The organism is Klebsiella sp. 28, from assembly GCF_018223905.1.
Classification (GTDB): domain Bacteria; phylum Pseudomonadota; class Gammaproteobacteria; order Enterobacterales; family Enterobacteriaceae; genus Klebsiella; species Klebsiella pneumoniae.
In genome coordinates this window covers 1-25882 of sequence record NZ_JAGRQY010000091.1, presented here as the reverse complement: position 1 = coordinate 25882, position 25882 = coordinate 1, and the positions used below count along the sequence as shown (strand labels likewise).

General features: G+C 59.0%; 25 protein-coding genes and 1 pseudogene. 5 read left to right on the top strand and 21 right to left on the bottom strand.

Annotated elements, in window-relative coordinates; all coding sequences use genetic code 11:
* The first annotated feature begins 78 nt into the window (after nucleotides 1-78).
* Entirely contained in the window at nucleotides 79-2640 is a 2562-nt protein-coding gene (mutS, locus tag KHQ28_RS16385) for a DNA mismatch repair protein MutS (protein WP_023158729.1), read from the top strand.
* A 119-nt stretch (nucleotides 2641-2759) separates the two neighbouring features.
* On the opposite strand, the gene KHQ28_RS16380 is transcribed toward mutS, so the two are convergent.
* The 4 genes from KHQ28_RS16380 to KHQ28_RS16365 all read right to left on the bottom strand — a co-directional run bounded on the left by KHQ28_RS16380 (nucleotide 2760) and on the right by KHQ28_RS16365 (nucleotide 5518).
* Nucleotides 2760-2912: a Hok/Gef family protein gene (locus tag KHQ28_RS16380; protein ID WP_002915097.1), complete on the bottom strand. Its 153-nt coding sequence runs from the start codon at nucleotides 2910-2912 to the stop codon at nucleotides 2760-2762.
* Nucleotides 2913-3250: 338 nt separating this feature from the next.
* Nucleotides 3251-3487: a non-oxidative hydroxyarylic acid decarboxylases subunit D gene (locus KHQ28_RS16375; protein ID WP_002915098.1), complete on the bottom strand. Its 237-nt coding sequence runs from the start codon at nucleotides 3485-3487 to the stop codon at nucleotides 3251-3253.
* 10 nt (nucleotides 3488-3497) lie between these two features.
* A complete protein-coding gene (locus KHQ28_RS16370; protein WP_004151060.1) occupies nucleotides 3498-4925 on the bottom strand; it encodes a non-oxidative hydroxyarylic acid decarboxylases subunit C in 1428 nt (475 codons plus the stop codon).
* Nucleotides 4925-5518, bottom strand: a complete 594-nt coding sequence (locus tag KHQ28_RS16365) for a non-oxidative hydroxyarylic acid decarboxylases subunit B (protein WP_032418401.1) — start codon at nucleotides 5516-5518, stop codon at nucleotides 4925-4927. The genes KHQ28_RS16370 and KHQ28_RS16365 overlap by 1 nt, the downstream gene beginning before the upstream one ends.
* A 172-nt stretch (nucleotides 5519-5690) precedes the next feature.
* Here KHQ28_RS16365 and KHQ28_RS16360 point away from each other — a divergent pair, with 172 nt between their 5' ends.
* On the top strand, nucleotides 5691-6098 hold the full coding sequence (locus tag KHQ28_RS16360) for a MarR family winged helix-turn-helix transcriptional regulator (protein WP_002915102.1): 408 nt from the start codon (nucleotides 5691-5693) through the stop codon (nucleotides 6096-6098).
* Between the two features lie 8 nt (nucleotides 6099-6106).
* Here the strand turns inward: KHQ28_RS16360 and KHQ28_RS16355 are convergent, their stop codons facing one another.
* The gene (locus tag KHQ28_RS16355; protein ID WP_025367922.1) at nucleotides 6107-6994 is read right to left on the bottom strand and encodes a LysR family transcriptional regulator; all 888 of its coding nucleotides are present in this window, start codon (nucleotides 6992-6994) and stop codon (nucleotides 6107-6109) included.
* A gap of 108 nt (nucleotides 6995-7102) precedes the next feature.
* Between KHQ28_RS16355 and KHQ28_RS16350 the strand changes: the two are divergent.
* Nucleotides 7103-8305, top strand: a pseudogene (locus tag KHQ28_RS16350) (MFS transporter).
* On the top strand, nucleotides 8302-8679 hold the full coding sequence (locus tag KHQ28_RS16345; protein WP_023284184.1) for a hypothetical protein: 378 nt from the start codon (nucleotides 8302-8304) through the stop codon (nucleotides 8677-8679). The pseudogene KHQ28_RS16350 and the gene KHQ28_RS16345 overlap by 4 nt, the downstream one beginning before the upstream one ends.
* Nucleotides 8680-8731: 52 nt before the next feature.
* On the opposite strand, the gene rpoS is transcribed toward KHQ28_RS16345, so the two are convergent.
* The 13 genes from rpoS to cysG all read right to left on the bottom strand — a co-directional run bounded on the left by rpoS (nucleotide 8732) and on the right by cysG (nucleotide 19962).
* On the bottom strand, nucleotides 8732-9724 hold the full coding sequence (gene rpoS, locus KHQ28_RS16340) for an RNA polymerase sigma factor RpoS (protein ID WP_002915106.1): 993 nt from the start codon (nucleotides 9722-9724) through the stop codon (nucleotides 8732-8734).
* A gap of 157 nt (nucleotides 9725-9881) precedes the next feature.
* Entirely contained in the window at nucleotides 9882-11018 is a 1137-nt protein-coding gene (gene nlpD, locus KHQ28_RS16335; RefSeq protein WP_004149542.1) for a murein hydrolase activator NlpD, read from the bottom strand.
* A gap of 125 nt (nucleotides 11019-11143) precedes the next feature.
* Nucleotides 11144-11770, bottom strand: a complete 627-nt coding sequence (locus tag KHQ28_RS16330) for a protein-L-isoaspartate(D-aspartate) O-methyltransferase (protein WP_002915108.1) — start codon at nucleotides 11768-11770, stop codon at nucleotides 11144-11146.
* Nucleotides 11764-12525 (bottom strand): 5'/3'-nucleotidase SurE, encoded by a 762-nt coding sequence (gene surE / locus KHQ28_RS16325; protein ID WP_004174648.1) that lies wholly within the window; start codon nucleotides 12523-12525, stop codon nucleotides 11764-11766. The genes KHQ28_RS16330 and surE overlap by 7 nt, the downstream gene beginning before the upstream one ends.
* The gene (gene truD, locus KHQ28_RS16320) at nucleotides 12506-13555 is read right to left on the bottom strand and encodes a tRNA pseudouridine(13) synthase TruD (RefSeq protein WP_004174647.1); all 1050 of its coding nucleotides are present in this window, start codon (nucleotides 13553-13555) and stop codon (nucleotides 12506-12508) included. The genes surE and truD overlap by 20 nt, the downstream gene beginning before the upstream one ends.
* Nucleotides 13552-14031 carry a 2-C-methyl-D-erythritol 2,4-cyclodiphosphate synthase gene (gene ispF / locus KHQ28_RS16315; protein WP_004181093.1) on the bottom strand — a complete coding sequence of 160 codons (480 nt, stop codon included), beginning with the start codon at nucleotides 14029-14031 and terminating at the stop codon, nucleotides 13552-13554. Before ispF ends, truD begins: the two co-directional genes overlap by 4 nt.
* A complete protein-coding gene (gene ispD / locus KHQ28_RS16310) occupies nucleotides 14031-14741 on the bottom strand; it encodes a 2-C-methyl-D-erythritol 4-phosphate cytidylyltransferase (RefSeq protein WP_032418400.1) in 711 nt (236 codons plus the stop codon). The genes ispF and ispD overlap by 1 nt, the downstream gene beginning before the upstream one ends.
* 19 nt (nucleotides 14742-14760) lie before the next feature.
* Complete coding sequence (gene ftsB / locus KHQ28_RS16305; protein WP_002915156.1) at nucleotides 14761-15078, bottom strand: cell division protein FtsB; 318 nt, start codon at nucleotides 15076-15078, stop codon at nucleotides 14761-14763.
* 140 nt (nucleotides 15079-15218) lie between these two features.
* The gene (locus KHQ28_RS16300) at nucleotides 15219-15545 is read right to left on the bottom strand and encodes a DUF3561 family protein (protein ID WP_002915157.1); all 327 of its coding nucleotides are present in this window, start codon (nucleotides 15543-15545) and stop codon (nucleotides 15219-15221) included.
* A gap of 50 nt (nucleotides 15546-15595) precedes the next feature.
* The gene (gene cysC / locus KHQ28_RS16295; protein WP_002915158.1) at nucleotides 15596-16201 is read right to left on the bottom strand and encodes an adenylyl-sulfate kinase; all 606 of its coding nucleotides are present in this window, start codon (nucleotides 16199-16201) and stop codon (nucleotides 15596-15598) included.
* Nucleotides 16201-17628: a sulfate adenylyltransferase subunit CysN gene (cysN, locus tag KHQ28_RS16290; RefSeq protein WP_004181094.1), complete on the bottom strand. Its 1428-nt coding sequence runs from the start codon at nucleotides 17626-17628 to the stop codon at nucleotides 16201-16203. The genes cysC and cysN overlap by 1 nt, the downstream gene beginning before the upstream one ends.
* A gap of 9 nt (nucleotides 17629-17637) precedes the next feature.
* Nucleotides 17638-18546 (bottom strand): sulfate adenylyltransferase subunit CysD, encoded by a 909-nt coding sequence (gene cysD / locus KHQ28_RS16285; protein ID WP_002915160.1) that lies wholly within the window; start codon nucleotides 18544-18546, stop codon nucleotides 17638-17640.
* Between the two features lie 9 nt (nucleotides 18547-18555).
* Nucleotides 18556-19962: a siroheme synthase CysG gene (gene cysG, locus KHQ28_RS16280; RefSeq protein WP_004217556.1), complete on the bottom strand. Its 1407-nt coding sequence runs from the start codon at nucleotides 19960-19962 to the stop codon at nucleotides 18556-18558.
* A 246-nt stretch (nucleotides 19963-20208) separates the two neighbouring features.
* Between cysG and KHQ28_RS16275 the strand changes: the two genes are divergently transcribed.
* Nucleotides 20209-21255: an aminopeptidase gene (locus KHQ28_RS16275; protein WP_004174643.1), complete on the top strand. Its 1047-nt coding sequence runs from the start codon at nucleotides 20209-20211 to the stop codon at nucleotides 21253-21255.
* Nucleotides 21256-21327: 72 nt separating this feature from the next.
* Here the strand turns inward: KHQ28_RS16275 and cysH are convergent, their stop codons facing one another.
* From cysH to cysJ, 3 genes are all read right to left on the bottom strand, one after another.
* Nucleotides 21328-22062 carry a phosphoadenosine phosphosulfate reductase gene (gene cysH / locus KHQ28_RS16270; protein ID WP_002915177.1) on the bottom strand — a complete coding sequence of 245 codons (735 nt, stop codon included), beginning with the start codon at nucleotides 22060-22062 and terminating at the stop codon, nucleotides 21328-21330.
* Between the two features lie 98 nt (nucleotides 22063-22160).
* Nucleotides 22161-23873, bottom strand: a complete 1713-nt coding sequence (gene cysI / locus KHQ28_RS16265; RefSeq protein WP_023280477.1) for an assimilatory sulfite reductase (NADPH) hemoprotein subunit — start codon at nucleotides 23871-23873, stop codon at nucleotides 22161-22163.
* Nucleotides 23873-25672 carry an NADPH-dependent assimilatory sulfite reductase flavoprotein subunit gene (cysJ, locus tag KHQ28_RS16260; RefSeq protein WP_023284186.1) on the bottom strand — a complete coding sequence of 600 codons (1800 nt, stop codon included), beginning with the start codon at nucleotides 25670-25672 and terminating at the stop codon, nucleotides 23873-23875. The genes cysI and cysJ overlap by 1 nt, the downstream gene beginning before the upstream one ends.
* Nucleotides 25673-25882 lie beyond the last annotated feature (210 nt).

Here is a 25882-nt window from a genome sequence, read left to right as displayed (position 1 = left end):
ATTATGTCTCATCCATGTGATAACGACGACAACTACAAAATCGCAGCCATTTAAAATCAGGGATCTGGATAACACCCCATGAGCACAATTGACAATCTCGACGCCCACACGCCGATGATGCAGCAGTATCTCAAGCTAAAGGCGCAACATCCTGACATTCTGCTGTTTTACCGGATGGGGGATTTTTACGAGCTATTTTATGACGATGCGAAACGCGCCTCGCAGCTGCTCGATATCTCGCTGACCAAGCGCGGCGCGTCCGCGGGCGAACCCATTCCGATGGCCGGCATCCCCCACCACGCGGTGGAGAACTACCTCGCCAAACTGGTCAATCAGGGCGAGTCGGTGGCCATTTGCGAGCAGATTGGCGACCCGGCCACCACCAAGGGACCGGTCGAGCGTAAAGTGGTGCGTATCGTCACCCCGGGCACCATTAGCGATGAAGCGCTGCTGCAGGAGCGCCAGGACAACCTGCTGGCCGCCATCTGGCAGGACAGCAAAGGCTTCGGCTACGCGACGCTGGATATCAGCTCCGGGCGCTTTCGTCTGAGCGAACCGGCCGACCGCGAAACCATGGCGGCAGAGCTGCAGCGCACCAACCCGGCGGAACTGCTGTATGCGGAAGATTTTGCCGAATCGTCGCTGATCGAGGGCCGCCGCGGTCTGCGCCGTCGCCCGCTGTGGGAATTTGAAATCGACACCGCGCGCCAGCAGCTAAACCTGCAGTTCGGCACCCGCGATCTGGTCGGCTTCGGCGTCGAAAACGCCCCGCGCGGCCTGTGCGCCGCCGGCTGCCTGCTGCAGTATGTCAAAGACACCCAGCGTACCTCGCTGCCGCACATCCGCTCCATCACCATGGAACGCCAGCAGGATAGCATCATTATGGATGCCGCCACCCGCCGTAACCTCGAGATCACCCAGAATCTGGCCGGCGGCACCGACAACACCCTGGCCTCGGTACTCGACTGTACGGTGACGCCGATGGGTAGCCGGATGCTCAAGCGCTGGCTGCATATGCCGGTCCGCGATACCGCCGTGCTGGTGGAGCGCCAGCAGACCATCGGCGCGCTGCAGGATCGCTATACCGAGCTGCAGCCGGTGCTGCGCCAGGTCGGCGATCTGGAGCGTATTCTGGCGCGTCTGGCGCTGCGTACCGCCCGGCCGCGCGATCTTGCCCGCATGCGTCATGCCCTGCAGCAACTGCCTCTGCTGCGTGAGCTGCTGGCCGACGTTGACAGTCAGCCGGTGCAAAAATTGCGCGAGAAAATGGGCGAGTTCACCGAACTGCGCGAACTGCTGGAGCGCGCGGTGATCGACGCCCCGCCGGTGCTGGTCCGCGACGGCGGGGTCATCGCCCCGGGCTATAGCGAAGAGTTGGACGAGTGGCGGGCGCTGGCCGATGGCGCCACCGATTATCTCGATAAACTGGAGATCCGCGAGCGCGAGCGGCTGGGCCTCGATACCCTGAAAGTCGGCTACAACGCCGTCCACGGCTACTACATCCAGATCAGCCGCGGCCAGAGCCACCTCGCGCCGATCCACTACGTGCGCCGCCAGACGCTGAAAAACGCCGAACGCTACATTATTCCTGAGCTGAAGGAATACGAAGATAAGGTGCTGACCTCCAAGGGCAAAGCGCTGGCGCTGGAAAAACAGCTTTATGACGAACTGTTCGACCTGCTGCTGCCGCATCTCGCCGATCTGCAAACCAGCGCCAGCGCGCTGGCCGAGCTGGACGTGCTGGTCAACCTGGCGGAACGTGCGGAAACCCTGAACTATTGCTGCCCGACCTTTAGCGATAAGCCAGGCATTCGCATTAGCGAAGGCCGTCACCCGGTGGTCGAGCAGGTGCTGAAAGAGCCGTTTATCGCTAACCCGCTGCAGCTGGCGCCGCAGCGGCGGATGCTGATCATTACCGGGCCGAACATGGGCGGTAAAAGTACCTATATGCGCCAGACCGCGCTGATTGCGCTACTGGCCTATATCGGCAGCTACGTCCCGGCGCAGAAAGTAGAAATTGGCCCGATCGATCGCATCTTCACCCGCGTCGGCGCGGCGGATGACCTGGCCAGCGGCCGCTCGACCTTTATGGTGGAGATGACTGAAACCGCCAATATCCTGCACAATGCCACCGAGCATAGCCTGGTGCTGATGGATGAGATTGGCCGCGGCACGTCCACCTACGATGGGCTATCGCTGGCGTGGGCCTGTGCGGAAAATCTGGCCAACAAAATCAAGGCGCTGACCCTGTTCGCCACCCACTACTTCGAGCTCACCCAGCTGCCGGAGAAAATGGAAGGCGTCGCCAACGTCCACCTCGACGCGCTGGAGCACGGCGATACCATCGCCTTTATGCACAGCGTGCAGGACGGCGCGGCCAGCAAGAGCTATGGCCTGGCGGTCGCCGCGCTGGCGGGGGTGCCGAAAGAGGTGATCAAGCGCGCGCGGCAGAAACTGCGCGAGCTGGAGAGTATCTCGCCCAACGCGGCGGCGACCCAGGTCGACGGCACGCAGATGTCGCTACTCGCCGCCCCGGAAGAGACCTCGCCTGCGGTTGAGGCGCTGGAGAATCTTGATCCGGACTCCCTGACCCCGCGTCAGGCGCTGGAGTGGATCTACCGTCTGAAAAGCCTGGTCTAGCCACCCATTAAGGTGAAAAACGGCAGCGCTGTGAAGCGCTGCCGTTTTAGTAAACAAAAAAATGGGTGCTAGAGGATGCGTCCTGACAACCCATACGCGGGGTTGCCCCCGCGCGGATGCTACTTCTTCGATTCGTAAGCGAGAACAGCTTTAAACTCAATATTACGCTCTTTAATACTCAGCTCGCATAGTGAGCTGTGCACCAACAGCGTAAATCCCAGTACCGTAATACAGAGTACGATGATTGCCACAAGGGCATATTTTGTCAGCATATCTTGCCTCCCTGCAAAGAAGAGACTAACATCTGAATTGTCTATGTTCATTCGCTAGCCTCAGTTGATAGAAATATCTCCTGGGGCTTTCGTCTGTCTGGGGTCCTGGTAATGCTCAAGGCCAGACAGCCTCAAGCACCCGCCGCAATTCTACACTCGTCAGGGCGTGAAATTTATCTGCAAGGAATTAATCAGACGAATTTTATAATAATCTGGATGCAGGCTCGCAAAGTCATCCCGGTATATTAACCCTTCACGTAATTTTTTAATTTAATGAAAAAATAATTTCCATAATTGTACTAAATATAAAAAAGGCCCGACTTAGCGGGCCCCTTTCATTAACGCTTATCTTCCGGCAATAGCGGCGGTACGTGCGGCACCTGCGGCGCCTCATCGATATCTTTCTGCGTCATGCGGAACGCTTCCGGATAGTGTTCGCGGCTGGTGCGGCGCAGCGGCTCGGTATCTCGCCAGGTGTAAAGACAGTGCTGGCACTGATACACGGTCCAGACCCCTTTCACCGGCGAGGTCGCCATGACTTCAATCTTTTCATCGGCGCAACGTGGACAAATCATCTTCTTCTCCTTATTTACGGTTGGCCAGCATAGCGGTCAGTTTTTCAGCCCAGGCTTTGGTTTCCGGCAGATCCTGCACCGGCTGGCTGTAGTGGCCGCGAAGGTCCGGCGCAACCGGGGTGGTGGCGTCGATAATCAGTTTGTCGGTAATGCCTGCCGGGCTGGAGCCTGGGTCAAGTTCAAGGACCGACATGTTCGGCAACTGCACCAGGTCTCCCGCCGGGTTAACCTTCGAGGAGAGCGCCCACATCACCTGCGGCAGGTTGAACGGGTCGACGTCTTCATCAACCATGATCACCATCTTCACATAGCCGAGGCCGTGGGGAGTGGTCATCGCCCGCAGGCCCACCGCGCGGGCAAAACCGCCGTAGCGTTTTTTGGTGGAGATGATCGCCAGCAGACCATGGGTGTACATGGCGTTGACCGCCTGCACTTCCGGAAATTCGGCCTTCAGCTGCTGATACAGCGGTACGCAGGTCGCCGGGCCCATCAGATAGTCAATCTCGGTCCACGGCATACCGAGGTAGAGCGATTCAAAAATCGGTTTGCTGCGATAAGAGACTTTGTCGATACGCACTACCGTCATGTTACGACCGCCGGAGTAGTGACCGGTAAATTCACCGAACGGCCCCTCGATCTCACGCTTACGCCCTTCAATGACCCCTTCGAGGATCACTTCCGAACCCCAGGGCACGTCAAAGCCGGTCAGCGGCGCGGTAGCGATGGGATACGGGCTCTCGCGCAGCGCGCCAGCCATCTCATATTCAGACTGATCGTATTTCAGCGGCGTGGCACCCATCAGGGTAATAATCGGGTCGTTACCGAGGGTAATGGCGATCGGCAGATCTTCCCCACGCTCTTCCGCTTTGTGCAGATGCAGCGCGATATCGTGCATCGGTACCGGCTGCAGGCCGAGCTTGCGCTTGCCTTTCACTTCCATGCGGTAGATACCGACGTTTTGCTTACCGAAGTTATCTTTATCCAGCGGATCGCGTGAAACGACACAGGCTTTATCGAGGTAGAAACCGCCGTCACCATCGTTGAGGCGGAACAGCGGCAGAATATCGAACAGGTTGATATCATCGCCATCAACAGTATTTTCTGCCCACGCCGGGTTGGCGCGGCGCTCTGGCGTCACCGGGAAGTTATCCCAGCGGCGAATGAACTCATCAATCTGCTTTTTCACCGGCGTGTTAGGCGGCAGGCCCAGCGAGATGGCATGGTTCTGCCACGAGCCGATGGTGTTCATCGTCACGCGAGCGTCGTTAAAGCCGCGAATATTATCGAACCACAGCGCCGGGGCACCGTCGCCGATGCGTCCGGTCGCATTGGCGGCCGCCGCCAGATCGGGCTCAGCGTTCACCTCTTCGCTGATTTTCAGCAGTTGTCCCTGGTCATCCAGCGCCTGCAAAAAGCTGCGCAAATCATCAAAAGCCATTATTCGATCTCCTGTGCAAATTGTTCTGCCGTGCGCAAGCCGTTCCAGCGGCGCGCTTTGTGATAGTCGAGACCAAACTGATCCAGCACCCGGGTGACGATATGATTGGTGATATCGTCAACCGTCTCCGGGTGGTTGTAGTAAGCTGGCATCGGCGGGACCATCGCCACGCCCATGCGGGACAGCGCCAGCATGTTCTCCAGATGGATCATGCTGAGCGGCATTTCCCGCGGGACCAACACCAGCTTGCGCCCCTCTTTGAGCACCACGTCCGCCGCGCGGCCCACCAGCCCTTCGGCATAACCCGCGCGAATGCCTGCAAGCGTTTTCATACTGCAGGGAATAACGATCATGCCGTCGGTACGAAATGAACCGGATGAGATGGTGGCGGCCTGGTCTGCCGGGCTGTGGGAAAAGTCCGCCAGCGCGGCCACTTCGCGCGCCGTCCAGGGCGTTTCCAGCTCGATGGTGGTTTTGGCCCATTTCGACATCACCAGATGGGTTTCCACCTCCGGCATATCGCGCAGCGCCTGCAGCAATGCCACCCCAAGCGGTGCCCCGGTGGCCCCCGTCATACCAATAATCAGTTTCATTCCAGACCTCATTACTTTTGTTCGTGTACGAACTTTATATTTAAACTACCCCTCCAGCTCTTATTGGCAAGATCGTTCGTATACGTGCGCATTTTTAATCAAAACGCAGAAAGGATATAAAAAGGCGTACGAACGGCTATCATAGAGGTGACAGTTTTGTTACGGAGTATTCATGGAGTTACGAAACGAAGCATTCCACCTGCTGCGCCAGCTTTTTCAACAGCATACCGCCCGCTGGCAGCAGGCGTTGCCGGACCTGACTAAACCTCAGTATGCGGTGATGCGCTCGGTAGCGGAGCACCCCGGGATCGAACAGGTGGCGCTGATTGAAGCGGCGGTCAGCACCAAGGCTACGCTGGCGGAGATGCTCAGCCGAATGGAAGCGCGCGGCCTGGTGCGCCGGGAGCACGATCCGGCCGATAAACGCCGCCGTTTTGTCTATCTGACCGACGAAGGCGAGGCGTTGCTTAACCGTTCCATTCCGCAGGGCAATGAGGTCGATGACGAGTTTCTCGGCCGCCTGAGCGATGACGAGCGCGAGCAGTTCTCCCGGCTGGTGCACAAAATGATGGCGCCCTGAACGGGCGCTTAACCGACCTTCTCGCGCAGGAAGTCAATAAATGCCCGCACCCGGGTCGGCAAATGCTGCGAGTCGGGATAAAGGGCATACACGCCCTGCTGTGGGAAATGGTATTCCGGCAGGAGCGGCACCAGCTCCCGCTGCGCCACCTTTTTGGCTACCAGCCATGCGGGCAGCAAGGCGACGCCGCATCCCGCCAGAGCAAAGCTCATCAGCGCCGTAGCGCTATCAGCAGAAAACCGCGGCGCGCTGGCTATCGCGAAATCCACCTCTGTCTGGTGATCCGTGCGCAGCTGCCAGCGCAGCGGCGTCGGCAGGCGCTCGTGAATAATCCACTCAGCTTGCGCCAGATCGGACAGCGTCTGCACCGGATGGCTTGCCAGCCAGGTCGGAGAGGCGACGGGCAGGATCGCGAAACTGGCTATCCGCGTCGCCCGATAGCGGGAATCGGCCAGCGTACCGAGGCGTATCGCCACGTCAAATCGTTCTGAAATGAGGTCGGCATGATGGGAGGAGGAGACGTGGCGCACCCGCAGCGCCGGATGACGACGGGCGAACGCGGCCAGCGCTGGAATGATAACCTGCGCGCCATACTCCGGCGTGGTGGTGATCCGTAGCTCCCCGCTTAAGCCGCTATGGCTGGCCCGCACCTCATCCTGGAGATTTTCCGCCGCGTTCAGGAGCGCTACCCCGCGCTGATAGAACAGCACCCCGGCGTCAGTGAGCCGCAAACGCCGCGTCGAACGCAGCAGCAGCGTCACCCCCAGCTCATTTTCCAGCTGCCGTACGTTAAAGCTGACCACCGCCTTGGTCTGCCCCAGCGCCGCTGCGGCCAGGGTGAAACTGCCGGCATCTACCACGGCGATAAACATGGTCACGCGCTGAAGATTAAGCATCGTCGTCCGGATGATTGTCAAAAATATTCAGACAGTATATCCCGATTAGTCCCGTTTATCCCTCGCTGCGGCAGGTTTACAGTAGCCGCCTGTCTGAGGGAGTGAACCATGACCTACCGCCACCGCGTTGCCACCGTTTTTCTGTTCGGTTTTTTTCTCGATTTGATCAATATGTTTATCGCCAGCATCGCCTTTCCGGCAATCAGCCGCGCGCTGGCGGTTTCCGTCTCGCAACTGGCGTGGGCCAGTAATGCCTATATTCTCGGTCTGACGGTCGTTGTGCCGTTCAGCGCCTGGCTCAGCGAGCGCTGGGGGGCGAAACGGCTGTTTTTACTCTCGCTGGGGCTGTTCAGCCTCGGCGCGCTGGCGGCAGGGCTTGCCAACAGCCTGAGCGAACTGATTTTATGGCGGACGCTGCAGGGGATGGGCGGCGGGCTGTTAATCCCCCTCGGCTAGGCGCTGACGTGGCCGCTGTTTCAGCCGCATGAGCGGGCGAAGCTGTCGGCGGCGGTGATGCTGGTCGGCCTGCTGGCCCCCGCCTGCTCGCCGGCGAGCGGCGGCCTGTTAGTCGAGGCGTTCAGTTGGCGCTGGGTCTTTTTCGCCAGCCTGCCTGTCGCTCTGCTAACCTTTGTGCTGGCGGTGCGATGGCTGAACGACACCCCCGGTCCGGTTCGCCCGACTCGCTTTCTTCCACTGTCGCTGCTGGCCGATCCCCTGCTGCGCTTCGCGATGCTGATCTACCTCTGCGTGCCGGGGATGTTTATTGGCGTCAACGTGGTGGGGATGTACTACCTGCAACGCGTCACCGGGATGGCGCCGGGGGCAATCGGTGCCCTGATGGTGCCCTGGTCGCTGGCCTCGTTTGCCGCCATCACCTTTACCGGCAGATATTTCAACCGCTTCGGGCCCCGGCCGCTGGTCGTCATCGGCTGCCTGCTTCAGGCGATGGGGATCATGCTGCTGCTGAAGATCGATGCGGACAGCCCGCTGGCGCTGTTGATTCTGGCCTTTACGCTGATGGGCGGCGGAGGCAGCTTATGCAGCAGCACCGCGCAAAGCAGCGCTTTCCTGCATACGCCTGCCGAAGAGATGCCTGACGCCAGCGCGCTATGGAATCTTAACCGCCAGCTCAGCTTCTTTGCCGGCAGCGCCCTGCTCGCCCTGCTGCTGAGGGTATTCCCGCCGGCCTACGCCTGGCAGGGGGTATTTATTAGCGCCGCCGTCATTACCCTGTTGCCGCTGCTGTTTTGCCTGCGGCTGAATAATCGGGCGATTATCCATCGCCTGCACACCACTCTGGAGAAGTCATGAATCCTTATCTGCAGGAAGTCCTCGATGCCCATGTCCTTATCGAACGCTGGTTAAGCCATGGCGAAGGAAGCGCTGAGGCGCTGATGAAGCGTTTTGCCGCCGATTTTACCATGATCCCCTTGAGCGGTGAGAAGATGGACTACCCAACGGTGAGCCGTTTTTTCCACAACGCCGGCGGCAGCCGTCCGGGGTTAGATATCGTAGTGGATCAGATGGAAATCATCAGCGAGTGGCACGACGGTGCCGCAGTGCTATATCGTGAAAGCCAAACGCTGGCGGATAGCAGCCAGAACGTTCGCTGGTCGACGGCGATTTTTCAGCACGCGGAAGGGAAAATTGTCTGGCGCCATCTGCAGGAAACCCGCCTCGGCTAGCCCAAAGAAAAAGGCCCCGACTTTCGAGGGGGCCTTTTTGACAGAAAACGTCTTATTCGCGGAAGAGCGCTTCGATATTCAGCCCCTGTCCCTGCAGAATTTCCCGCAGGCGACGCAGACCTTCCACCTGGATCTGCCGCACGCGTTCGCGGGTCAGGCCAATTTCACGGCCCACATCCTCCAGCGTGGCAGCTTCATAACCCAGCAGACCAAAACGACGTGCCAGAACTTCACGCTGCTTGGCGTTCAGTTCGAACAGCCATTTGACGATACTTTGCTTCATATCATCGTCCTGCGTGGTGTCTTCCGGGCCGTTCTCTTTCTCATCGGCCAGAATATCCAGCAGCGCTTTTTCTGAATCGCCACCCAGCGGAGTATCCACGGAGGTGATGCGCTCGTTCAGACGCAGCATACGGCTGACGTCATCGACCGGTTTGTCCAGCTGTTCGGCGATCTCTTCCGCGCTAGGCTCGTGGTCCAGCTTATGGGACAACTCGCGCGCGGTACGCAGATAGACGTTCAGCTCTTTAACAATATGGATCGGCAAACGGATCGTACGGGTTTGGTTCATGATCGCCCGTTCAATAGTCTGGCGGATCCACCAGGTCGCGTAGGTCGAAAAACGGAACCCACGTTCCGGGTCAAACTTCTCAACGGCGCGGATCAGGCCGAGGTTACCTTCTTCAATCAGATCCAGCAGCGCCAGACCACGATTGCTGTAACGACGGGCAATCTTCACCACCAGACGCAAGTTACTTTCAATCATGCGACGGCGTGAAGCGACATCACCACGCAGTGCGCGACGCGCGAAATAGACTTCCTCTTCCGCGGTCAGCAGTGGGGAATAACCAATCTCTCCAAGATAAAGCTGAGTGGCGTCAAGTACGCGCTGGGTTGCGCCTTGCGACAGCAGCTCTTCCTCAGCCAGATCGCTATCACTGGGTTCCTCTTCTACTAAGGCTTTCTCGTCGAAAACCTCAATTCCGTTCTCATCAAATTCCGCGTCTTCATTTAAATCATGAACTTTCAGCGTATTCTGACTCATAAAGGTGGCTCCTACCCGTGATCCCTGAGCAAAGCACCTTCCACGGCACATCAACAAACGACGCCTGGACGATTTCCCCTGCCCTCTCTGCGAGAGGAACGTAGACACCGCCCTGGCGCCTGTTAGCTGATGCTTCGCTTATCCGTACTTTGCCAAATTATCGCTGCGGTAAGTACTGCAGCGGGTTGACGGATTTCCCCTTGTAACGAATTTCAAAATGTAATCTTGTTGAGCTGGTTCCGGTGCTACCCATGGTAGCGATTTTCTGCCCCGCTTTGACTTCCTGTTGCTCCCGAACCAGCATGGTATCGTTATGAGCGTAGGCACTCAGGTAATCATCGTTGTGTTTGATGATAATAAGATTACCGTAGCCGCGCAGTGCGTTACCGGCATAGACGACGCGCCCATCGGCGGTCGCGACAATAGCCTGTCCCTTACTGCCTGCAATATCGATACCTTTATTGCCGCCTTCCGCGCCGCTAAAGTTCTCGATAACCTTGCCATCAGTCGGCCAGCGCCATGCTGAGATCGGCGAACTGGTTGACGTACTGCTTGCAGTCGGCTGGGTTGTGCTCACCGTTGTTGGTGCCGTCACCGGCGCGACAACCGTTGTGGTTGTGGTCGCTGGTTTATTATTAGGCAACATCTTGGTAGCACTCTGTTCACCTGAAGATTCAGAATACGTAATAGTCGGTTGTGAAGCAACCACCGCGGTCGATTTTTGTGCAGAAGTTGTGCTGGTCGTCGCACCGCCGCTCGCTCTTGCGCTGGCCTGAGAAACGGCGTTTTCGCCGGTGATCGGCTGGCCTGAGGCGTTACCGACCTGCAGTACCTGCCCCACGTTCAGCGCGTACGGGGCCGGGATATTGTTGCGTTGCGCCAGGTCGCGGAAATCGTTGCCGGTGACCCAGGCGATATAGAATAGCGTGTCGCCGCGTTTTACCGTATAGGTACTGCCGCCGGTATAGCTACCTTTCGGAATATCGCCATATTTGCGGTTGTAAACGATCCGGCCATTTACCGTCTGTACCGGCTCCTGCGCCACCGGCGCCGGCTGCGGCTGAATGGTCTGGGTCTGCATCGGCTGAATCGGCTGCGCCTGAGGAGCGGACTTGACGCCGGAGGGTGGCGGCGTAATCAGCATGCCGGAGTTGGTGCTGGAAGAGGCGGCGCCGCCGGCAGAGCTAACCGGCGCAGGCGGATTATTGGTGTTGGTACACCCGGCCAGCCAGAGTGAAACCAGTGAAAGAGCCGCAATACGGCTGACGGTAAATTTGGTGCTTCCCGCGCTCATTTATCCCCCAGGAATATGTTAACTGCCAATATCTTGCTTACCGGGCGGCGCCCGGCCAGGACACTGAAAAATGTGTCCACCCTACGCCTAAAGTCAGGCAAAAAAAACCTGGAATAATCCGGGTCTCAGGCCAGCTCCCCCTTCACCAGGGGAACAAAGCGAACGGCCTCGACGGTATCAATGATAAATTCGTTGCCCCGACGACGGATCCGTTTGAGAAACTGATGCTCTTCGCCGACCGGCAGCACCAGCACGCCGTCATCATCCAGCTGCGCCAGCAGCGCGGTCGGTATTTCCGGCGGTGCCGCCGTCACAATAATGGCATCAAACGGCGCCCGCGCCTGCCAACCTTGCCACCCATCGCCATGACGGGTTGAAACATTATGTAAATCAAGTTGTTTCAGGCGACGACGCGCCTGCCACTGTAAACTCTTAATTCGCTCTACCGAGCATACGTGATGCACCAGATGCGCCAGGATGGCCGTCTGGTAGCCGGAACCGGTGCCGATCTCCAGCACCCGCGACTCCGGCGTCAGCGTCAGCAGCTCGGTCATCCGCGCCACCATATACGGCTGGGAGATGGTCTGCCCCTGGCCAATCGGCAGCGCGGTGTTTTCCCACGCTTTATGTTCAAAGGCTTCATCAACAAACTTTTCGCGCGGGACCAGCGCGATCGCCTCGAGGACACGTTCATCGACGATGCCCTGCGTGCGCAGTTGATTCAACAAACTTTCAACACGTTTACTTACCATTGCCTGTCAACCCCGACACGTTCCAGCCAATCGGTGACCACCTCATGCGCCTGATGGGCGGTTAAATCGACGTGCAATGGCGTCACGGAAACATAGCCTTCATCCACTGCCGCAAAATCGGTGCCCGGCCCGGCATCGCGCTTATCGCCCGGCGGGCCAATCCAGTACAGGGTGTTGCCGCGCGGATCTTGTTGCGGGATCACCTGGTCGGCCGGATGGCGGTTGCCGCAGCGGGTCACGCGAATGCCCTTGATTTGATCAAGCGGGAGATCCGGCACGTTGATGTTAAGGATCCGCCCGGTACGCAGCGGCTCGCGGCTTAGGGCGCGCAGAATGGTGCAGGTTACCGCCGCGGCGGTATCGTAATGCTGATAGCCGTTCAGCGACACGGCCAGCGCGGGGAACCCCAGATGACGGCCTTCCATCGCCGCGGCCACAGTGCCGGAATAGATGACGTCGTCGCCCAGGTTGGGGCCGGCATTAATACCGGAAACCACGATGTCCGGACGCGGGCGCATCAGCGCGTTCACGCCGAGATAGACACAGTCGGTCGGGGTGCCCATCTGGACGGCGATGTCGCCATTTTCAAAGGTAAACGTACGCAGGGACGATTCCAGCGTCAGCGAATTTGAGGCCCCGCTGCGGTTACGATCGGGTGCAACCACCTGGACCTCGGCAAACTCCCTTAAGGCCTTCGCCAGGGTCTGTATCCCCGGCGCATGGATCCCGTCATCGTTACTCAGCAATATTCGCATAGTCACCCGTTGTATTGATAAGCTCCCTGACCACGCTGGTGGCGAAGCTGCCCGCCGGCAGCCAGAAACGCAGTTCAACGGTTACGTCATCCCACCAGTTCCAGCTGAGCCGCTGTGGATAGAGAAGCATCGCCCGGCGCGCCGCCTCGACTTTCTCCCGTACCAGCAGCGCCTGCAACGCGGTTTCCTCGGCGATCGCGGCCTGCTCGAAAGCCAGGGCGTCGCGCTGGCTTCCCCAGTCGCCGCTGCCCGGCAGCGTGGCCGTAATCATCAGTTCGCGGTTATGCACCCGCGCCTGCGAAACCTCGAGTTCTTCCGGTGTAACGACAAACCAGCTCCCGCGCCCCGCTAATTGTAGCGCATCGCCATCAACGACCTGATTAAATTCCGTTTTTTTTAATCTAATACTCACTTGCTGATTAAACAACGCGCTGCGGGCTGCCGACAACCAAAAACTGCGCTTATTGCGATCGCGCACTGGCGCGCCGCTCTCCGCCCAGCGCAGGGCGCCCTGCAGGTTACTGCCGCCAATGCCAAAGCGCTGCGCGCCGAAATAGTTCGGCACTCCCCGTTCAGCGATGGCCTGCAGACGCGTCTCCACGTCCTGGCGATCGCTAATCTCGCGCAGGATCACGGTAAACTGGTTGCCTTTCAGCGCGCCTAAACGCAGCTTACGCTTATGGCGAGCATATTCCAGTACCTGGCAGCCCTCGAGCTGAAATTTGCTCAGGTCCGGCATCTCTTTGCCGGGCACCCGGGCGCACAGCCACTGCTCGGTGACCGCGTGCTTATCCTTTTGCCCGGCGAAGCTCACTTCACGGGCGTGGATCTTAAGGAATTTTGCCAGCGCGTCGGCGACAAAGCGCGTATTGCAGCCGTTTTTCAGGATCCGCACCAGCACGTGTTCGCCTTCGCCGTCCGGGGCAAATCCCAGATCTTCCACCACCAGAAAATCTTCCGGATTGGCTTTCAGTAGCCCACTGCTCTGCGGCTTACCGTGCAGCCAGGTCAGTTGGTCAAAGGCGATCATTTGTCGGCCTTACGCAGCAGCGCAACCGCTTCGCAGGCGATCCCTTCCCCGCGGCCGGTGAAGCCGAGCTTCTCGGTGGTGGTCGCTTTCACGTTGACGTCGTCCATATGGCAGCCGAGATCCTCAGCGATAAAGACGCGCATCTGCGGAATATGCGGCAGCATTTTCGGCGCCTGGGCAATAATCGTGACGTCGACGTTGCCGAGCGTATAGCCCTTGGCCTGAATGCGGCGCCATGCTTCGCGCAGCAGTTCGCGGCTATCGGCGCCTTTAAACGCCGGATCGGTATCGGGGAACAGCTTGCCGATATCGCCCAGCGCCGCGGCGCCAAGCAGCGCGTCGGTCAGCGCATGCAGCGCGACGTCGCCGTCGGAGTGGGCCAGCAGCCCTTTTTCATAAGGAATGCGTACCCCGCCAATGATGATTGGGCCTTCACCGCCAAAAGCGTGTACGTCAAAACCATGTCCAATTCGCATTAAGCTTTCTCCTGGTGTCGGGAACGGGTGAGGTAAAATTCAGCCAGCGCCAGGTCTTCCGGGCGCGTCACTTTAATATTATCCGCGCGTCCGGCGACCAGCTGCGGATGGAAGCCGCAGTACTCCAGCGCCGAGGCTTCATCGGTGATAGTGGCTCCCTCGTTTAGCGCGCGAGTGAGGCAATCCACCAGCAGCTCGCGAGGGAAAAATTGCGGGGTGAGCGCATGCCACAGGTCATTGCGGTCGACGGTATGGGCGATAGCGGTTTTGCCCGGCTCGGCGCGCTTCATGGTGTCGCGCACTGGCGCCGCAAGGAGCCCGCCGACGCGGCTGGTTTCGCACAGCGACAGCAGGCGGCTGAGGTCGTCCTGATGCAGGCAGGGGCGCGCGGCGTCATGCACCAGCACCCACTGCGCCTCCGGCAACGCCTGCAGGCCGGCGAGTACCGAATCGGCGCGCTCAGCGCCGCCATCCACCACGGTAATCTGCGGATGCTGCGCCAGCGGCAGCTGGCTGAAGCGGCGATCGCCGGGGCTGACGGCAATCACCACCCGCTGGACGCGCGCATCCGCCAGCAGCGCGGCGACCGCGTGTTCGAGAATCGTTTTGTTACCGATTGAGAGATATTGTTTCGGGCATTCCGTTTGCATGCGGCGGCCGAAACCGGCTGCCGGCACCACGGCGCAAACGCCCGGAAAAGTGGCTGCCATGTTGTAATCCTGGGCCTGGTTATCGATTGTTCTGCTGTTGCCCCGATGCCTGATTGCGTTTAGACGCATCCGGTACCAGACGATAGAAGGTTTCGCCCGGGCGGGTCATGCTGAGTTCATTGCGCGCACGCTCCTCAATCGCTTCCTGCCCGCCGTTGAGGTCGTCAATTTCGGCAAAGAGCTGATCGTTGCGTGCTTTTAATTTGGCGTTAGTCGCCTGCTGGGCGGTGACGTCGTCGTTAACCCGCGTGTAGTCATGCAGGCCGTTTTTACCGAACCACAGCGAATACTGTAGCCAGACCAGCAAAGCTAATAATAGCAGCGTTAGTTTACCCATCCTGCCCCCTGAAAAACGGCATCATCATCCCAAAACTCGCCCGGGTACGCTACCGGGGCGCGCGGACGATGCCGCGTAACGCGGGGACTGTACCATATTTTTGCTGTCGATACCCATGCTTGATTCATACCAGCAACGGGTTATCCCAACAGCCAGAGGAAGAGTAGCGCAAACATCAGCCCAACGGTCAGGATGGTCGCGCTGACGCTATAGAGCAGTTTGCCATTGAGCAGAGAGTGCAGCGCAATACCGACCACCACCGCCACCGGCATCAACGCAAGGAAGAATGGCCAGGTGTAGAGGAGAAAGAAGAGTGTATTACTGCCATAGAGAAGGAAGGGAATACCCAGCGCCAGCAGCCACGAAATAAAGCCCACGGCAGCGCCCGACAAAGACCAGGTGGTCTCGTCGCCGATCGCCGGAGGCGGTTCTGAACGAATAATACTGAGGTTCTGGGTATTGCGCATATCGAATCCTGTAGACCGGGCAACCGGCACCCCTCGATGCCGCTGCCGTTTCAGGATCTGATAATATCGCTCTGTTGCAGCAGGTCTAATAGTTGGTGCACCAAATTTGTTACCAATTGTTCACCATCCAGATGAATTTCCGCCTTTTCCGGTGCCTCATAGACCGAGTCTATACCGGTGAAATTGCGTAATTCCCCTGCCCGCGCTTTCTTATACAATCCTTTCGGATCCCGCGCCTCGCAGATGGCCAGCGGGGTATCGACGAACACTTCGATAAAGCGTCCTTCCCCGAGGCGCTCGCGCACCATCTGCCGTTCCGCACGGTGCGGAGATATAAATGCCGTCAATACCACCAGCCCGGCATCGACCATCAGCCTGGCCACTTCGCCGACGCGGCGAATGTTCTCTTTGCGATCCTCATCGCTGAATCCCAGGTCGCTGCACAGGCCATGGCGCACGTTATCGCCGTCCAGCAGATAGGTGCTGACGCCGCGCTCATGCAGGGCCTCCTCCAGCGCCCCGGCGACGGTGGATTTACCCGACCCCGAAAGGCCGGTAAACCACAGCACCACGCCGCGATGGCCGTGATGCTGTTCCCGCTGCTGTTGGGTCACAGGGTGGGCATGCCAGACGACGTTTTCGTCATGCTGGGCCATTATTTGCCTCCCAGCAGGTCGCGGGCGTCCCAGTGCGGGAAATGTTTACGGATCAGCTGGTTCAGCTCCAGCTCGAAGGCGCTGTACTGTGATGCCGAAGTCGATGCCTGCAGGTGCGGCTCGTTGACCATCCCGGCGCCGACGGTGACGTTGGTCAGGCGATCGATAAAGATAAGCCCGCCGGTCACCGGGTTTTGCTGATACGGATCCAGCACTAAAGGTTCGTCAAAGGTCAGCTCCACCAGGCCGATGCCGTTCAGCGGCAGAGACTCGACTTCACGCTGGGTCAGGTTGTTAATATCGACCTGGTAGCGGATAGCGTCGACGCGAGCGCGGGTCTTCTTGCCGGCGATTTTGATGTCGTAGCTCTGGCCCGGGGTCAGCGGCTGTTCGGCCATCCACACCACGTCGATGCTGGCGCTTTGTACCGCCGGCAGCGAGGCTTGCGCGTCAACCAGCAGGTCGCCGCGACTGATGTCGATTTCATCTTTCAGCACAAGGGTAATGGCTTCGCCGGCGGCGGCTTCCTGCAGGTCGCCGTCGAAGGTGACGATACGCGCCACGCTCGATTCGACGCCCGACGGCAGCACCTTCAGACGCTGGCCAACCTGCACGGTACCGGAGGCGACCGTGCCGGAGAAGCCGCGGAAATCGAGGTTCGGACGGTTAACATACTGCACCGGGAAGCGCAGCGGCTGGCTCTCGACCACCCGCTGGATCTCTACGGTTTCGAGGACTTCCAGCAGCGTCGGGCCACTGTACCACGGCATATTCGCGCTCTGGCTGGCGACATTATCGCCTTCCAGCGCCGACAACGGCACAAAGCGGATATCAAGGTTGCCCGGCAGCTGCTCGGCAAAGGTCAGATAATCTTCCCGGATCTCGTTGAAGCGCGCTTCGCTAAACTCGACGAGATCCATTTTGTTGACCGCCACTACCAGGTGTTTAATGCCCAGCAGCGTCGAGATGAAGCTGTGACGGCGGGTCTGGTCGAGCACCCCCTTGCGCGCATCGATCAGCAGGATCGCCAGGTCGCAGGTGGACGCCCCGGTGGCCATATTGCGCGTGTACTGCTCGTGCCCCGGGGTGTCGGCGATGATAAATTTGCGCTTTTCGGTCGAGAAGTAGCGATAGGCCACGTCGATGGTGATGCCCTGCTCGCGCTCAGCCTGCAGGCCGTCCACCAGCAGCGCCAGGTCCAGTTTTTCGCCCTGGGTGCCGTGACGCTTGCTGTCGTTGTGCAGCGAAGAGAGCTGGTCTTCATAGATCTGGCGCGTATCGTGCAGCAGGCGGCCAATTAAGGTGCTTTTGCCGTCATCGACGCTGCCGCAGGTCAAAAAACGCAGCAGGCTCTTGTGCTGTTGCGCGTGCAGGTAAGCTTCTACGCCGCCTTCGTTGGCAATTTGTTGGGCAATGGTCGTGTTCATGGCGGCTCCTTAGAAATACCCCTGACGTTTCTTCAGCTCCATCGAGCCGGCCTGGTCGCGGTCAATGACGCGCCCCTGACGTTCGCTGGTGGTCGATACCAGCATCTCTTCAATAATTTCGGGTAGCGTCTGCGCTTCAGACTCCACCGCGCCGGTCAGCGGCCAGCAGCCGAGGGTACGGAAACGCACCATCCGTTTTTCAATCACCTCGCCCGGCTGCAGATCGATACGGTCGTCATCGATCATCATCAGCATACCGTCGCGCTCCAGCACCGGACGCTCAGCGGCCAGATACAGCGGCACGATTTCAATATTTTCCAGATAGATGTACTGCCAGATATCCAGCTCGGTCCAGTTGGAGAGCGGGAAGACGCGGATGCTTTCGCCTTTGTTAATCTGGCCGTTGTAGTTGTGCCACAGCTCCGGACGCTGATTTTTCGGGTCCCAGCGGTGGAAGCGGTCGCGGAAGGAGTAGATGCGCTCTTTCGCGCGGGATTTCTCTTCGTCGCGACGCGCGCCGCCGAACGCGGCGTCAAAGCCGTATTTGTTCAGCGCCTGCTTCAGCCCTTCGGTTTTCATGATATCGGTATGCTTGGCGCTGCCGTGGACAAACGGGTTGATGCCCATCGCCACCCCTTCCGGGTTTTTATGCACCAGCAGTTCACAGCCGTAGGCTTTAGCGGTCCGGTCGCGGAACTCATACATCTCACGGAATTTCCAGCCGGTATCGACGTGCAGCAGCGGGAACGGCAGGGTTCCCGGATAAAACGCTTTGCGCGCCAGATGCAGCATTACGCTGGAATCTTTCCCGATGGAGTACATCATTACCGGGTTAGAAAATTCGGCGGCCACCTCACGAATAATATGGATGCTTTCCGCCTCCAGTTGCCGCAGGTGAGTGAGTCGTTTTTGGTCCATAACCGTTCCTTAAGCCAGATTGACCACCGAAGCGTTAAACCCCTCGGCGGATGATGTATGTTGAAACCAGGCGAGCTGCTGATGCAGCTGCACCACTTCGCCTACCACCAGCAGGGCGGGCATCGGGGCGTCTTTCGCCAGGTGTTCGAGTTGTTGCAATGTGCCGGTTATCGTCTGCTGATCGTCACGGGTGCCGCGGGAAATCACCGCCACCGGCGTGTCGCTGTCGCGACCGTGGGCGATCAGCTGGGCGCTGATTTCCGCTGCCTTCATGGTGCCCATGTAGATCGCCAGCGTTTGTTGGCTCTTCGCCAGCAGCGACCAGTCGAAGGGGGCGCTGTCCGGCTTATAGTGGCCGGTAACAAAGACGGCGCTTTGCGCATAATCGCGATGGGTCAGCGGAATACCGGCGTAGGCTGTCGCCCCGGCGGCAGCGGTGACGCCCGGCACCACCTGGAACGGGATCCCCGCCTCGGCGGCAGCCTGCAGCTCTTCTGCGCCGCGGCCAAAAATAAACGGATCGCCGCCCTTCAGGCGCACGACGGTTTTCCCCGCCTTCGCCGCCTCCACCAGCAGCTGATTGGTTTCATGCTGCGGCACCGAGTGCTCGCCGGCGCGTTTGCCGACGCAAATAAGTTCGGCATCGCGGCGCACCAGCTCGAGAACCGGCTGAGTCACCAGATGGTCGTGGAAAACCACGTCCGCCTGCTGGATCGCCTGCAGACCGCGAAGGGTCAGCAGCCCGGCATCGCCCGGTCCGGCTCCGACCAGAATAATTTCTCCCGTCTCGCGTTCGGGCTTATCCAGCTCATCCTGCAGCGCTTTTTCCGCCTCCGCAGAGTTGCCCGCCACCATCAGGCTGGCGAAGCGGCCGGTAAAGACGCGCTCCCAGAAGCGGCGACGCGCTTCGGTAGTCGTCAGGCGGGTTTTCAGATGGTTGCGCCAGTAACTTGCTGATTCCGCCAGCCGACCGAGATTCGTCGGCAGCAGCGCTTCGATTTTTTCACGCAGAATGCGCGACAGCACCGGCGCTTTACCGCTGGAGGAGATCGCCACCAGCAGCGGCGAACGGTCGACGATAGAAGGGAAAACAAACGAGCACAGCGCCTGGTTATCCACCACGTTGACCAACCGGTAGCGCGCGTTAGCTGCCGCAAATACCCGCTGGTTAAGCGCCTCATCCTCGGTGGCCGCAATCACCAGAAAGACATCATCCACCAGCGAGTCGCTGAATTCCGTCGCCCGCCAGCTGAGTGCCTGGCGCGCAGCCAGATCGGCCAACGCCGGTGACAGCGTTTCAGCGACCACCTGCACCTGCGCCTGGGCGCGCAGCAGGAACTTGATCTTACGTTCAGCAATCTCGCCGCCGCCGATCACCAGCACGGGCCTTTGTTTCAGTTCGGCAAAAAGGGGCAAGTAATCCACGGTGCAACAACTCTCTTACATTCAGCGATACTGCGACTATAGGGTGCGCCTTAGAGCAAATGAAATTACGAAATGGAATGAGTTGTGACACAAAGGAATAACGCGGCGGAAATACAAATATCAAAAAGTGCTTAACGCGCTATTTTTCCGCTATTTAAGAGCAATTGAAATTGTTTAACCGCGGTCACAGTTTCATACTGTACGCGTCAAATTGTCTTGTTCGTGTAAGGACCCCTTATGTTTTCCGCGTTGTGCCGCCGTCTGCTTCCGCTGGCGCTCGGCACCGGTTTTGTTTTTGCCGCCGCCCCCGCATTCAGCGCGCTGGGCGACACCGCCAGTAGCCAGGCCCGCCATATCGCCACCGTCTTCCCGGGACGAATGACCGGAACGCCGCCGGAAATGCTCTCAGCTGACTATCTGCGCCAGCAGTTCGCCCTGATGGGGTATCAGAGCGACGTGCGAAGCTTCAATACCCGCTATATCTATACCGACAGCAATCAGCGCAAGAACTGGCATAACGCCACCGGCAGTACGGTGATCGCCGCCCATGAAGGTAAAGTGCGCCAGCAGATTATTATCATGGCACACCTCGACACCTATGCGCCGCAGAGCGATAAAGACGTGGAGAACAACCTCGGCGGCCTGACGCTGCAGGGCATCGACGACAACGCGATGGGACTTGGCGTATTGCTGGAGCTGGCGGAGCATTTAAAGAACGTCCCTACCCGCTATGGCATCCGCTTTATCGCCACCAGCGGTGAAGAGGAAGGCCGTCTCGGCGCGCAAAACCTGCTGCAGCGGATGAGCGAAGCGGAAAAGAAAAATACCCTGCTGGTGATCAATCTCGATAATCTGGTGGTGGGCGATAAGCTTTACTTCAACAGCGGCCGCAGCACGCCGGCCTCGGTGCGCAAGCTGACCCGCGACCGCGCGCTGGCTATCGCTCGCAGCAAGGGCATCGCCGCCTACACCAACCCGGGACTTAATCCGGCTTATCCGAAAGGCACCAGCTGCTGCAATGACGCCAGCGTCTTCGACAACGCCGGGATCCCGGTGCTGTCGGTCGAGGCGACTAACTGGTCACTCGGCAAAAAAGATGGCTATCAGCAGCGGAGCAAATCGGCCAGTTTCCCGCAGGGAACCAGTTGGCATGACGTCCAGCTGGATAATCAGCAGTATATCGACCACGCGCTGCCGGGGCGCATCGAACACCGCGGACGCGAGGTAGTGAAAGTCATGCTGCCGCTGGTGAAAGAGCTGGCGAAGGTGGAGAAGAAAAGCTAATACGCACAAAAGAACGCGCGTTATCGCCCGCGTGTTCTTTTTGAATTATCACTCAGAGGAAGAGCTAACAGCTTAACCCTCGTGCAATCCGCACTCGCGTTTAAGCCCGAAGAACCGGGTCTCTTCTTCTGCCATGCCCGGCTCCCATTTGCGGGTGGTGTGGGTATCGCCTACCGAGAGATAGCCCTGATCCCACAGCGGGTGGTACTTCAGCCCGTGCTTTTGCAGGTACTGATACACCGTGCGGTTATCCCAGTCGATAATCGGTAGCACCTTGAACACCCCGCGCTGGACCGCCAGCACCGGAAGCGTAGCCCGGCTGCCCGACTGCTCGCGGCGCAGACCGGCAAACCACGTCTGCGCGTTGAGCTCTTTCAGCGCCCGGTTCATCGGCTCAACCTTGTTGATCTCATTGTATTTCTCAATGCCCTCAACGCCCTGCTCCCACAGCTTGCCGTAGCGCGCCTCCTGCCAGGCCGCGCTTTCAGCCGCGCGGTAGACCTTCAGGTTCAGCTTGAGCTTGTCCGTCAGCTCGTCAATAAACTGATAGGTTTCCGGGAACAGGTAGCCGGTATCGGTGAGGATCACCGGAATATCCGGGCGGATCTGATTCACCAGATGCAAACTGACCGCCGCCTGAATGCCAAAGCTCGACGACAGCACATAGTTTCCCGGCAGATTTTCCAGCGCCCACGCCACACGCCCTTCGGCGTCAAGCTTTTCCAGTTGGGCGTTGGTTTCCGCGAGTGCCAGAATGCGTTCCACTTTCGGCAATGCATTAAGCGCGTTTAGATCGAGTACGGACATATGAACCTCGTTTGCCTGTTTTGCCGGACGACACTGCGTTCGTCCGGCCTACGGGTTTCGCTGGCCCGGATCGCTACGCGCCACCGGGCACCAGGATGTTATTCCCAGAAATCGCGGGCTGGGTCGAGCACCGGGCGAATGATGCCCGCACGCACCGTAAAATCGCCGAAGCCTTCACCCGCTTCGCGCTCTTTCGCCCAGCGCCCTACCAGTTCGTCTAGCGAGTCGAGAATTTCCGACTCGGTAATATTCTCACGGTACATCCGCGGGATGCGGGTGCCGTTGCGGTTACCGCCGATGTGCAGGTTATAGCGGCCCGGCGCTTTGCCCACCAGTCCCACTTCCGCCAGCATCGCGCGGCCGCAGCCGTTCGGGCAGCCGGTGACGCGGGTGACGATATGCTCATCGCTCACGCCGTGCTTGCTCATCAGCCCTTCCACCTTGTCGATAAACGACGGCAGGAAACGCTCGGCTTCCGCCATCGCCAGCGGGCAGGTCGGGAAGGAGACGCAGGCCATCGAGTTTTCGCGCTGCGGGGTGACGGCATTCATCAGGCCATGATCCCGCGCCAGCTTCTCGATCCGCGCCTTCTGATCTTCCGGTACGCTGGCGACAATCAGGTTTTGGTTAGCGGTGATGCGGAATTCGCCTTGATGGACCTTAGCAATCTCCAGCAGGCCAGTCTTCAGCGGACGACCCGGATAATCGAGAATGCGGCCGTTTTCAATAAACAGCGTCAGGTGCCACTTATCATCAATCCCCTTCACCCAGCCGATGCGATCGCCGCGGCCGGTAAATTCGTACGGGCGGATCGGCTCAAACTTAATGCCTGCCCGGCGCTCCACTTCCGCTTTGAAGGTTTCGACACCGACGCGCTCAAGGGTGTACTTGGTTTTCGCATTCTTACGGTCGGTACGGTTGCCCCAGTCGCGCTGGGTGGTCACAACCGCTTCCGCCACCGCCAGCGTATGCTCCAGCGGCAGATAACCGAATTCGCTCGCCGTGCGGGCGTAGGTTTTTTTGTTACCATGTTCGATAGAGAGACCGCCGCCCACCAGCAGGTTAAAGCCCACCAGCTTGCCGTTTTCGGCGATCGCCACGAAGTTCATGTCGTTGGCGTGCAGATCGATATCGTTCTGCGGCGGGATCACCACCGTGGTTTTAAACTTACGCGGCAGATAGGTCTGGCCGAGGATCGGCTCTTCGTCGGTAGTGGCGACCTTTTTCTGATCCAGCCAGATCTCGGCATAAGCGCGGGTACGCGGCAGCAGATGCTCGGAGATCTTTTTCGCCCACTCGTAGGCCTCAGCGTGCAGCTGCGACTCGTAGGGGTTGGAGGTGCACAGCACGTTACGGTTCATATCGTTGGCGGTGGCCAGCGCGTCCAGCCCCACCGAGTGCAGCATCTGATGCACCGGCTTGACGTTCTTTTTCAGAATGCCGTGGAACTGAAAGGTCTGCCGGTTGGTCAGGCGAATACTGCCGTAAATGGTGTTCTCAGCGGCAAACTTATCGATCGCCTTCCACTGGGTGGTGGTGATCACCCCGCCCGGCAGACGGCAGCGGAGCAGCATCGCATGACGCGGCTCCAGCTTCTGGGCGGCGCGCTCCGCGCGGATATCGCGATCGTCCTGCTGGTACATGCCGTGGAAACGGATCAGCAGGAAGTTATCGCCTTTAAAACCGCCGGTCAGACCGTCGTTTAAATCTTCCGCAATGGTGCCGCGCAGGTAGTTGCTCTCAAGCTTCATGCGCTCGGCATCGCTCAGTTTACCTTCGACCACTAAAGGCCCCGGATGTTTTTCGCTCATTAGTAGACATCTCGCTGATAACGGCGCTCAACGCGCAGCTCACTTAAAAATTCGTCCGCCGCTTCGGCGTCCATCGCGCCGTATTCGGCAATCACTTCCAGTAAGGTGTTTTCCACGTCCTTCGCCATGCGATTGGCGTCGCCGCAGACATAAATGTGGGCGCCGTCATTGATCCAGCGCCACAGCTCGGCCCCCTGCTCGCGCAGTTTGTCCTGAACATAGATTTTTTGTTGTTGATCGCGGGACCAGGCCAGATCGATACGGGTCAGCAGACCTTCCTTCACATAGCTCTGCCACTCCACCTGATAGAGGAAATCTTCGGTGAAGTGCGGGTTGCCGAAGAACAACCAGTTCTTGCCTTGCGCTCCGTCCGCAGCGCGCTGCTGCATAAAGGCGCGGAACGGCGCAATACCGGTGCCCGGGCCAATCATGATCACCGGGGTCTCCGGGTTGGCTGGCAGACGGAAGTTGTCGTTGTGTTCGATAAAGACACGGACTTCGCCATCCTCTTCCACGCGGTCGGCGAGGAAACTGGAGGCGCCGCCAGCCCGGGCGCGGCCTTCAATTTCATAGCGCACCACGCCCACGGTGACATGCACCTCGCTCTCCACTTCCGCCTGTGAGGAAGCAATGGAGTACAGGCGCGGCGTCAGCGGACGCAGCAGACCGATTAACGCCTCAGCGTCCAGCTGCGCCGGAGAGAAACGGACCATATCGACGATCGGCGTCGCGGCGGCATACTGCTGCAACTGAGCTTTATCGCCCACCAGCGGCAGCAGCGATTCGCTGCGCGTCAGGGTGGCGTAGTTTTCAACGATAGTCGCGGTGTTAACCGTCAGCTCAAAATGCCACTGCAGGGCTTCCGACAGCGGCAGAGTTTTGCCCTCAACGGTCACCGGCTCGTCGCCTTTCAGCCACAGCAGCTCCACCAGCTCTTTCACCAGCTGAGGATCGTTCTGGTACCAGACGCCCAGGGCGTCGCCCGGCTGATAGCGCAGACCGGAATCACCGAGGTCTATTTCGATATGGCGCACATCTTTTTCTGAATTGCGGCCGGTGATTTTCTGATTGACCGACAGGGTCGCCGTCAGGGGCGCTTCTTTGGTATATGGGCTGGTGTGAATATCGTTCACCGCGCCGCTGGTGGCCAGCTGAGCGGGCGCAGCGACCGGCGCACGGGCCTTCAGCGCCTCAACCACGCGCGCGCGCCATTCAGCGGCCGCGGCCTGATATTCAACGTCGGCATCAACGCGATCGAGCAGACGTTCCGCGCCGAGCTCGGCCAGCTTGTTGTCGAAATCTTTGCCGGACTGACAGAAAAATTCATAAGAGGTATCGCCGAGACCAAAGACGGCGAACGCGGTCCCGTCCAGCTTCGGCGCTTTCTTAGAGAACAGGAACTTATGCAATGCGACCGCTTCTTCCGGCGGCTCTCCTTCCCCCTGGGTGGACGTCACTACCACCAGCAGTTTTTCCGCAGCAATTTGTTTGAATTTATAATCGCCTGCATTCACCAGCTTCACGTTCAGCTTCGCCGCCAGCAGATCGTCACGCAGCGCTTCGGCGACGCGGCGGGCGTTGCCGGTTTGCGAGGCGGAAATCAGCGTGATCGTCGGTACCTCGGCGGCCGGGGCGGGTTCGGCTACCGCCGCGCCGGACTGCTGATTCAGCACGCCCCAGAAATAGCCAGATACCCAGGCGAGCTGAGTGGGCGTGAAGTCAGTGGTGGCCGCCTGAAGGCGCGCCAGTTGCTCCGGGTTGAGCGGTAGCAAGTTGGAAGGTGGGGCCTGTGTCGTCATGCGTCGTTTGTTCCAGTAAGCAAAGCTGTTATTCGCACCCTGTCAGCGCGACAAAAACAGAAGAGAATAGAAGGTTAACGGCGGGCATAGTAACAATTAAAGAAGGGATGGAAATAATAAATAACCAAATGGACTAACCTGTTTTAGTTGTAGTTATTAACAACAAAATCGATTAAATAAGCAATTGAAATATAAGAGATTAACTCAAAT

Excerpts from the sequence above, each read along its gene's own strand:
- ispD (WP_032418400.1), bottom strand. The coding sequence starts at position 14,741 with ATGGCAGCCACTTTTCCGGGCGTTTGCGCCGTGGTGCCGGCAGCCGGT.
- cysH (WP_002915177.1), bottom strand. The coding sequence starts at position 22,062 with ATGTCCGTACTCGATCTAAACGCGCTTAATGCATTGCCGAAAGTGGAA.
- KHQ28_RS16375 (WP_002915098.1), bottom strand. The coding sequence starts at position 3,487 with ATGATTTGTCCACGTTGCGCCGATGAAAAGATTGAAGTCATGGCGACC.
- cysJ (WP_023284186.1), bottom strand. The coding sequence starts at position 25,672 with ATGACGACACAGGCCCCACCTTCCAACTTGCTACCGCTCAACCCGGAG.
- KHQ28_RS16355 (WP_025367922.1), bottom strand. The coding sequence starts at position 6,994 with ATGCTTAATCTTCAGCGCGTGACCATGTTTATCGCCGTGGTAGATGCC.
- KHQ28_RS16300 (WP_002915157.1), bottom strand. The coding sequence starts at position 15,545 with ATGCGCAATACCCAGAACCTCAGTATTATTCGTTCAGAACCGCCTCCG.
- ispF (WP_004181093.1), bottom strand. The coding sequence starts at position 14,031 with ATGCGAATTGGACATGGTTTTGACGTACACGCTTTTGGCGGTGAAGGC.
- truD (WP_004174647.1), bottom strand. The coding sequence starts at position 13,555 with ATGATCGCCTTTGACCAACTGACCTGGCTGCACGGTAAGCCGCAGAGC.
- KHQ28_RS16360 (WP_002915102.1), top strand. The coding sequence starts at position 5,691 with ATGGAGTTACGAAACGAAGCATTCCACCTGCTGCGCCAGCTTTTTCAA.
- KHQ28_RS16345 (WP_023284184.1), top strand. The coding sequence starts at position 8,302 with ATGAATCCTTATCTGCAGGAAGTCCTCGATGCCCATGTCCTTATCGAA.
- KHQ28_RS16380 (WP_002915097.1), bottom strand. The coding sequence starts at position 2,912 with ATGCTGACAAAATATGCCCTTGTGGCAATCATCGTACTCTGTATTACG.
- rpoS (WP_002915106.1), bottom strand. The coding sequence starts at position 9,724 with ATGAGTCAGAATACGCTGAAAGTTCATGATTTAAATGAAGACGCGGAA.
- cysI (WP_023280477.1), bottom strand. The coding sequence starts at position 23,873 with ATGAGCGAAAAACATCCGGGGCCTTTAGTGGTCGAAGGTAAACTGAGC.
- mutS (WP_023158729.1), top strand. The coding sequence starts at position 79 with ATGAGCACAATTGACAATCTCGACGCCCACACGCCGATGATGCAGCAG.
- KHQ28_RS16365 (WP_032418401.1), bottom strand. The coding sequence starts at position 5,518 with ATGAAACTGATTATTGGTATGACGGGGGCCACCGGGGCACCGCTTGGG.
- KHQ28_RS16275 (WP_004174643.1), top strand. The coding sequence starts at position 20,209 with ATGTTTTCCGCGTTGTGCCGCCGTCTGCTTCCGCTGGCGCTCGGCACC.
- cysD (WP_002915160.1), bottom strand. The coding sequence starts at position 18,546 with ATGGACCAAAAACGACTCACTCACCTGCGGCAACTGGAGGCGGAAAGC.
- KHQ28_RS16370 (WP_004151060.1), bottom strand. The coding sequence starts at position 4,925 with ATGGCTTTTGATGATTTGCGCAGCTTTTTGCAGGCGCTGGATGACCAG.
- ftsB (WP_002915156.1), bottom strand. The coding sequence starts at position 15,078 with ATGGGTAAACTAACGCTGCTATTATTAGCTTTGCTGGTCTGGCTACAG.
- nlpD (WP_004149542.1), bottom strand. The coding sequence starts at position 11,018 with ATGAGCGCGGGAAGCACCAAATTTACCGTCAGCCGTATTGCGGCTCTT.
- surE (WP_004174648.1), bottom strand. The coding sequence starts at position 12,525 with ATGCGAATATTGCTGAGTAACGATGACGGGATCCATGCGCCGGGGATA.
- cysC (WP_002915158.1), bottom strand. The coding sequence starts at position 16,201 with ATGGCCCAGCATGACGAAAACGTCGTCTGGCATGCCCACCCTGTGACC.
- cysN (WP_004181094.1), bottom strand. The coding sequence starts at position 17,628 with ATGAACACGACCATTGCCCAACAAATTGCCAACGAAGGCGGCGTAGAA.
- KHQ28_RS16330 (WP_002915108.1), bottom strand. The coding sequence starts at position 11,770 with ATGGTAAGTAAACGTGTTGAAAGTTTGTTGAATCAACTGCGCACGCAG.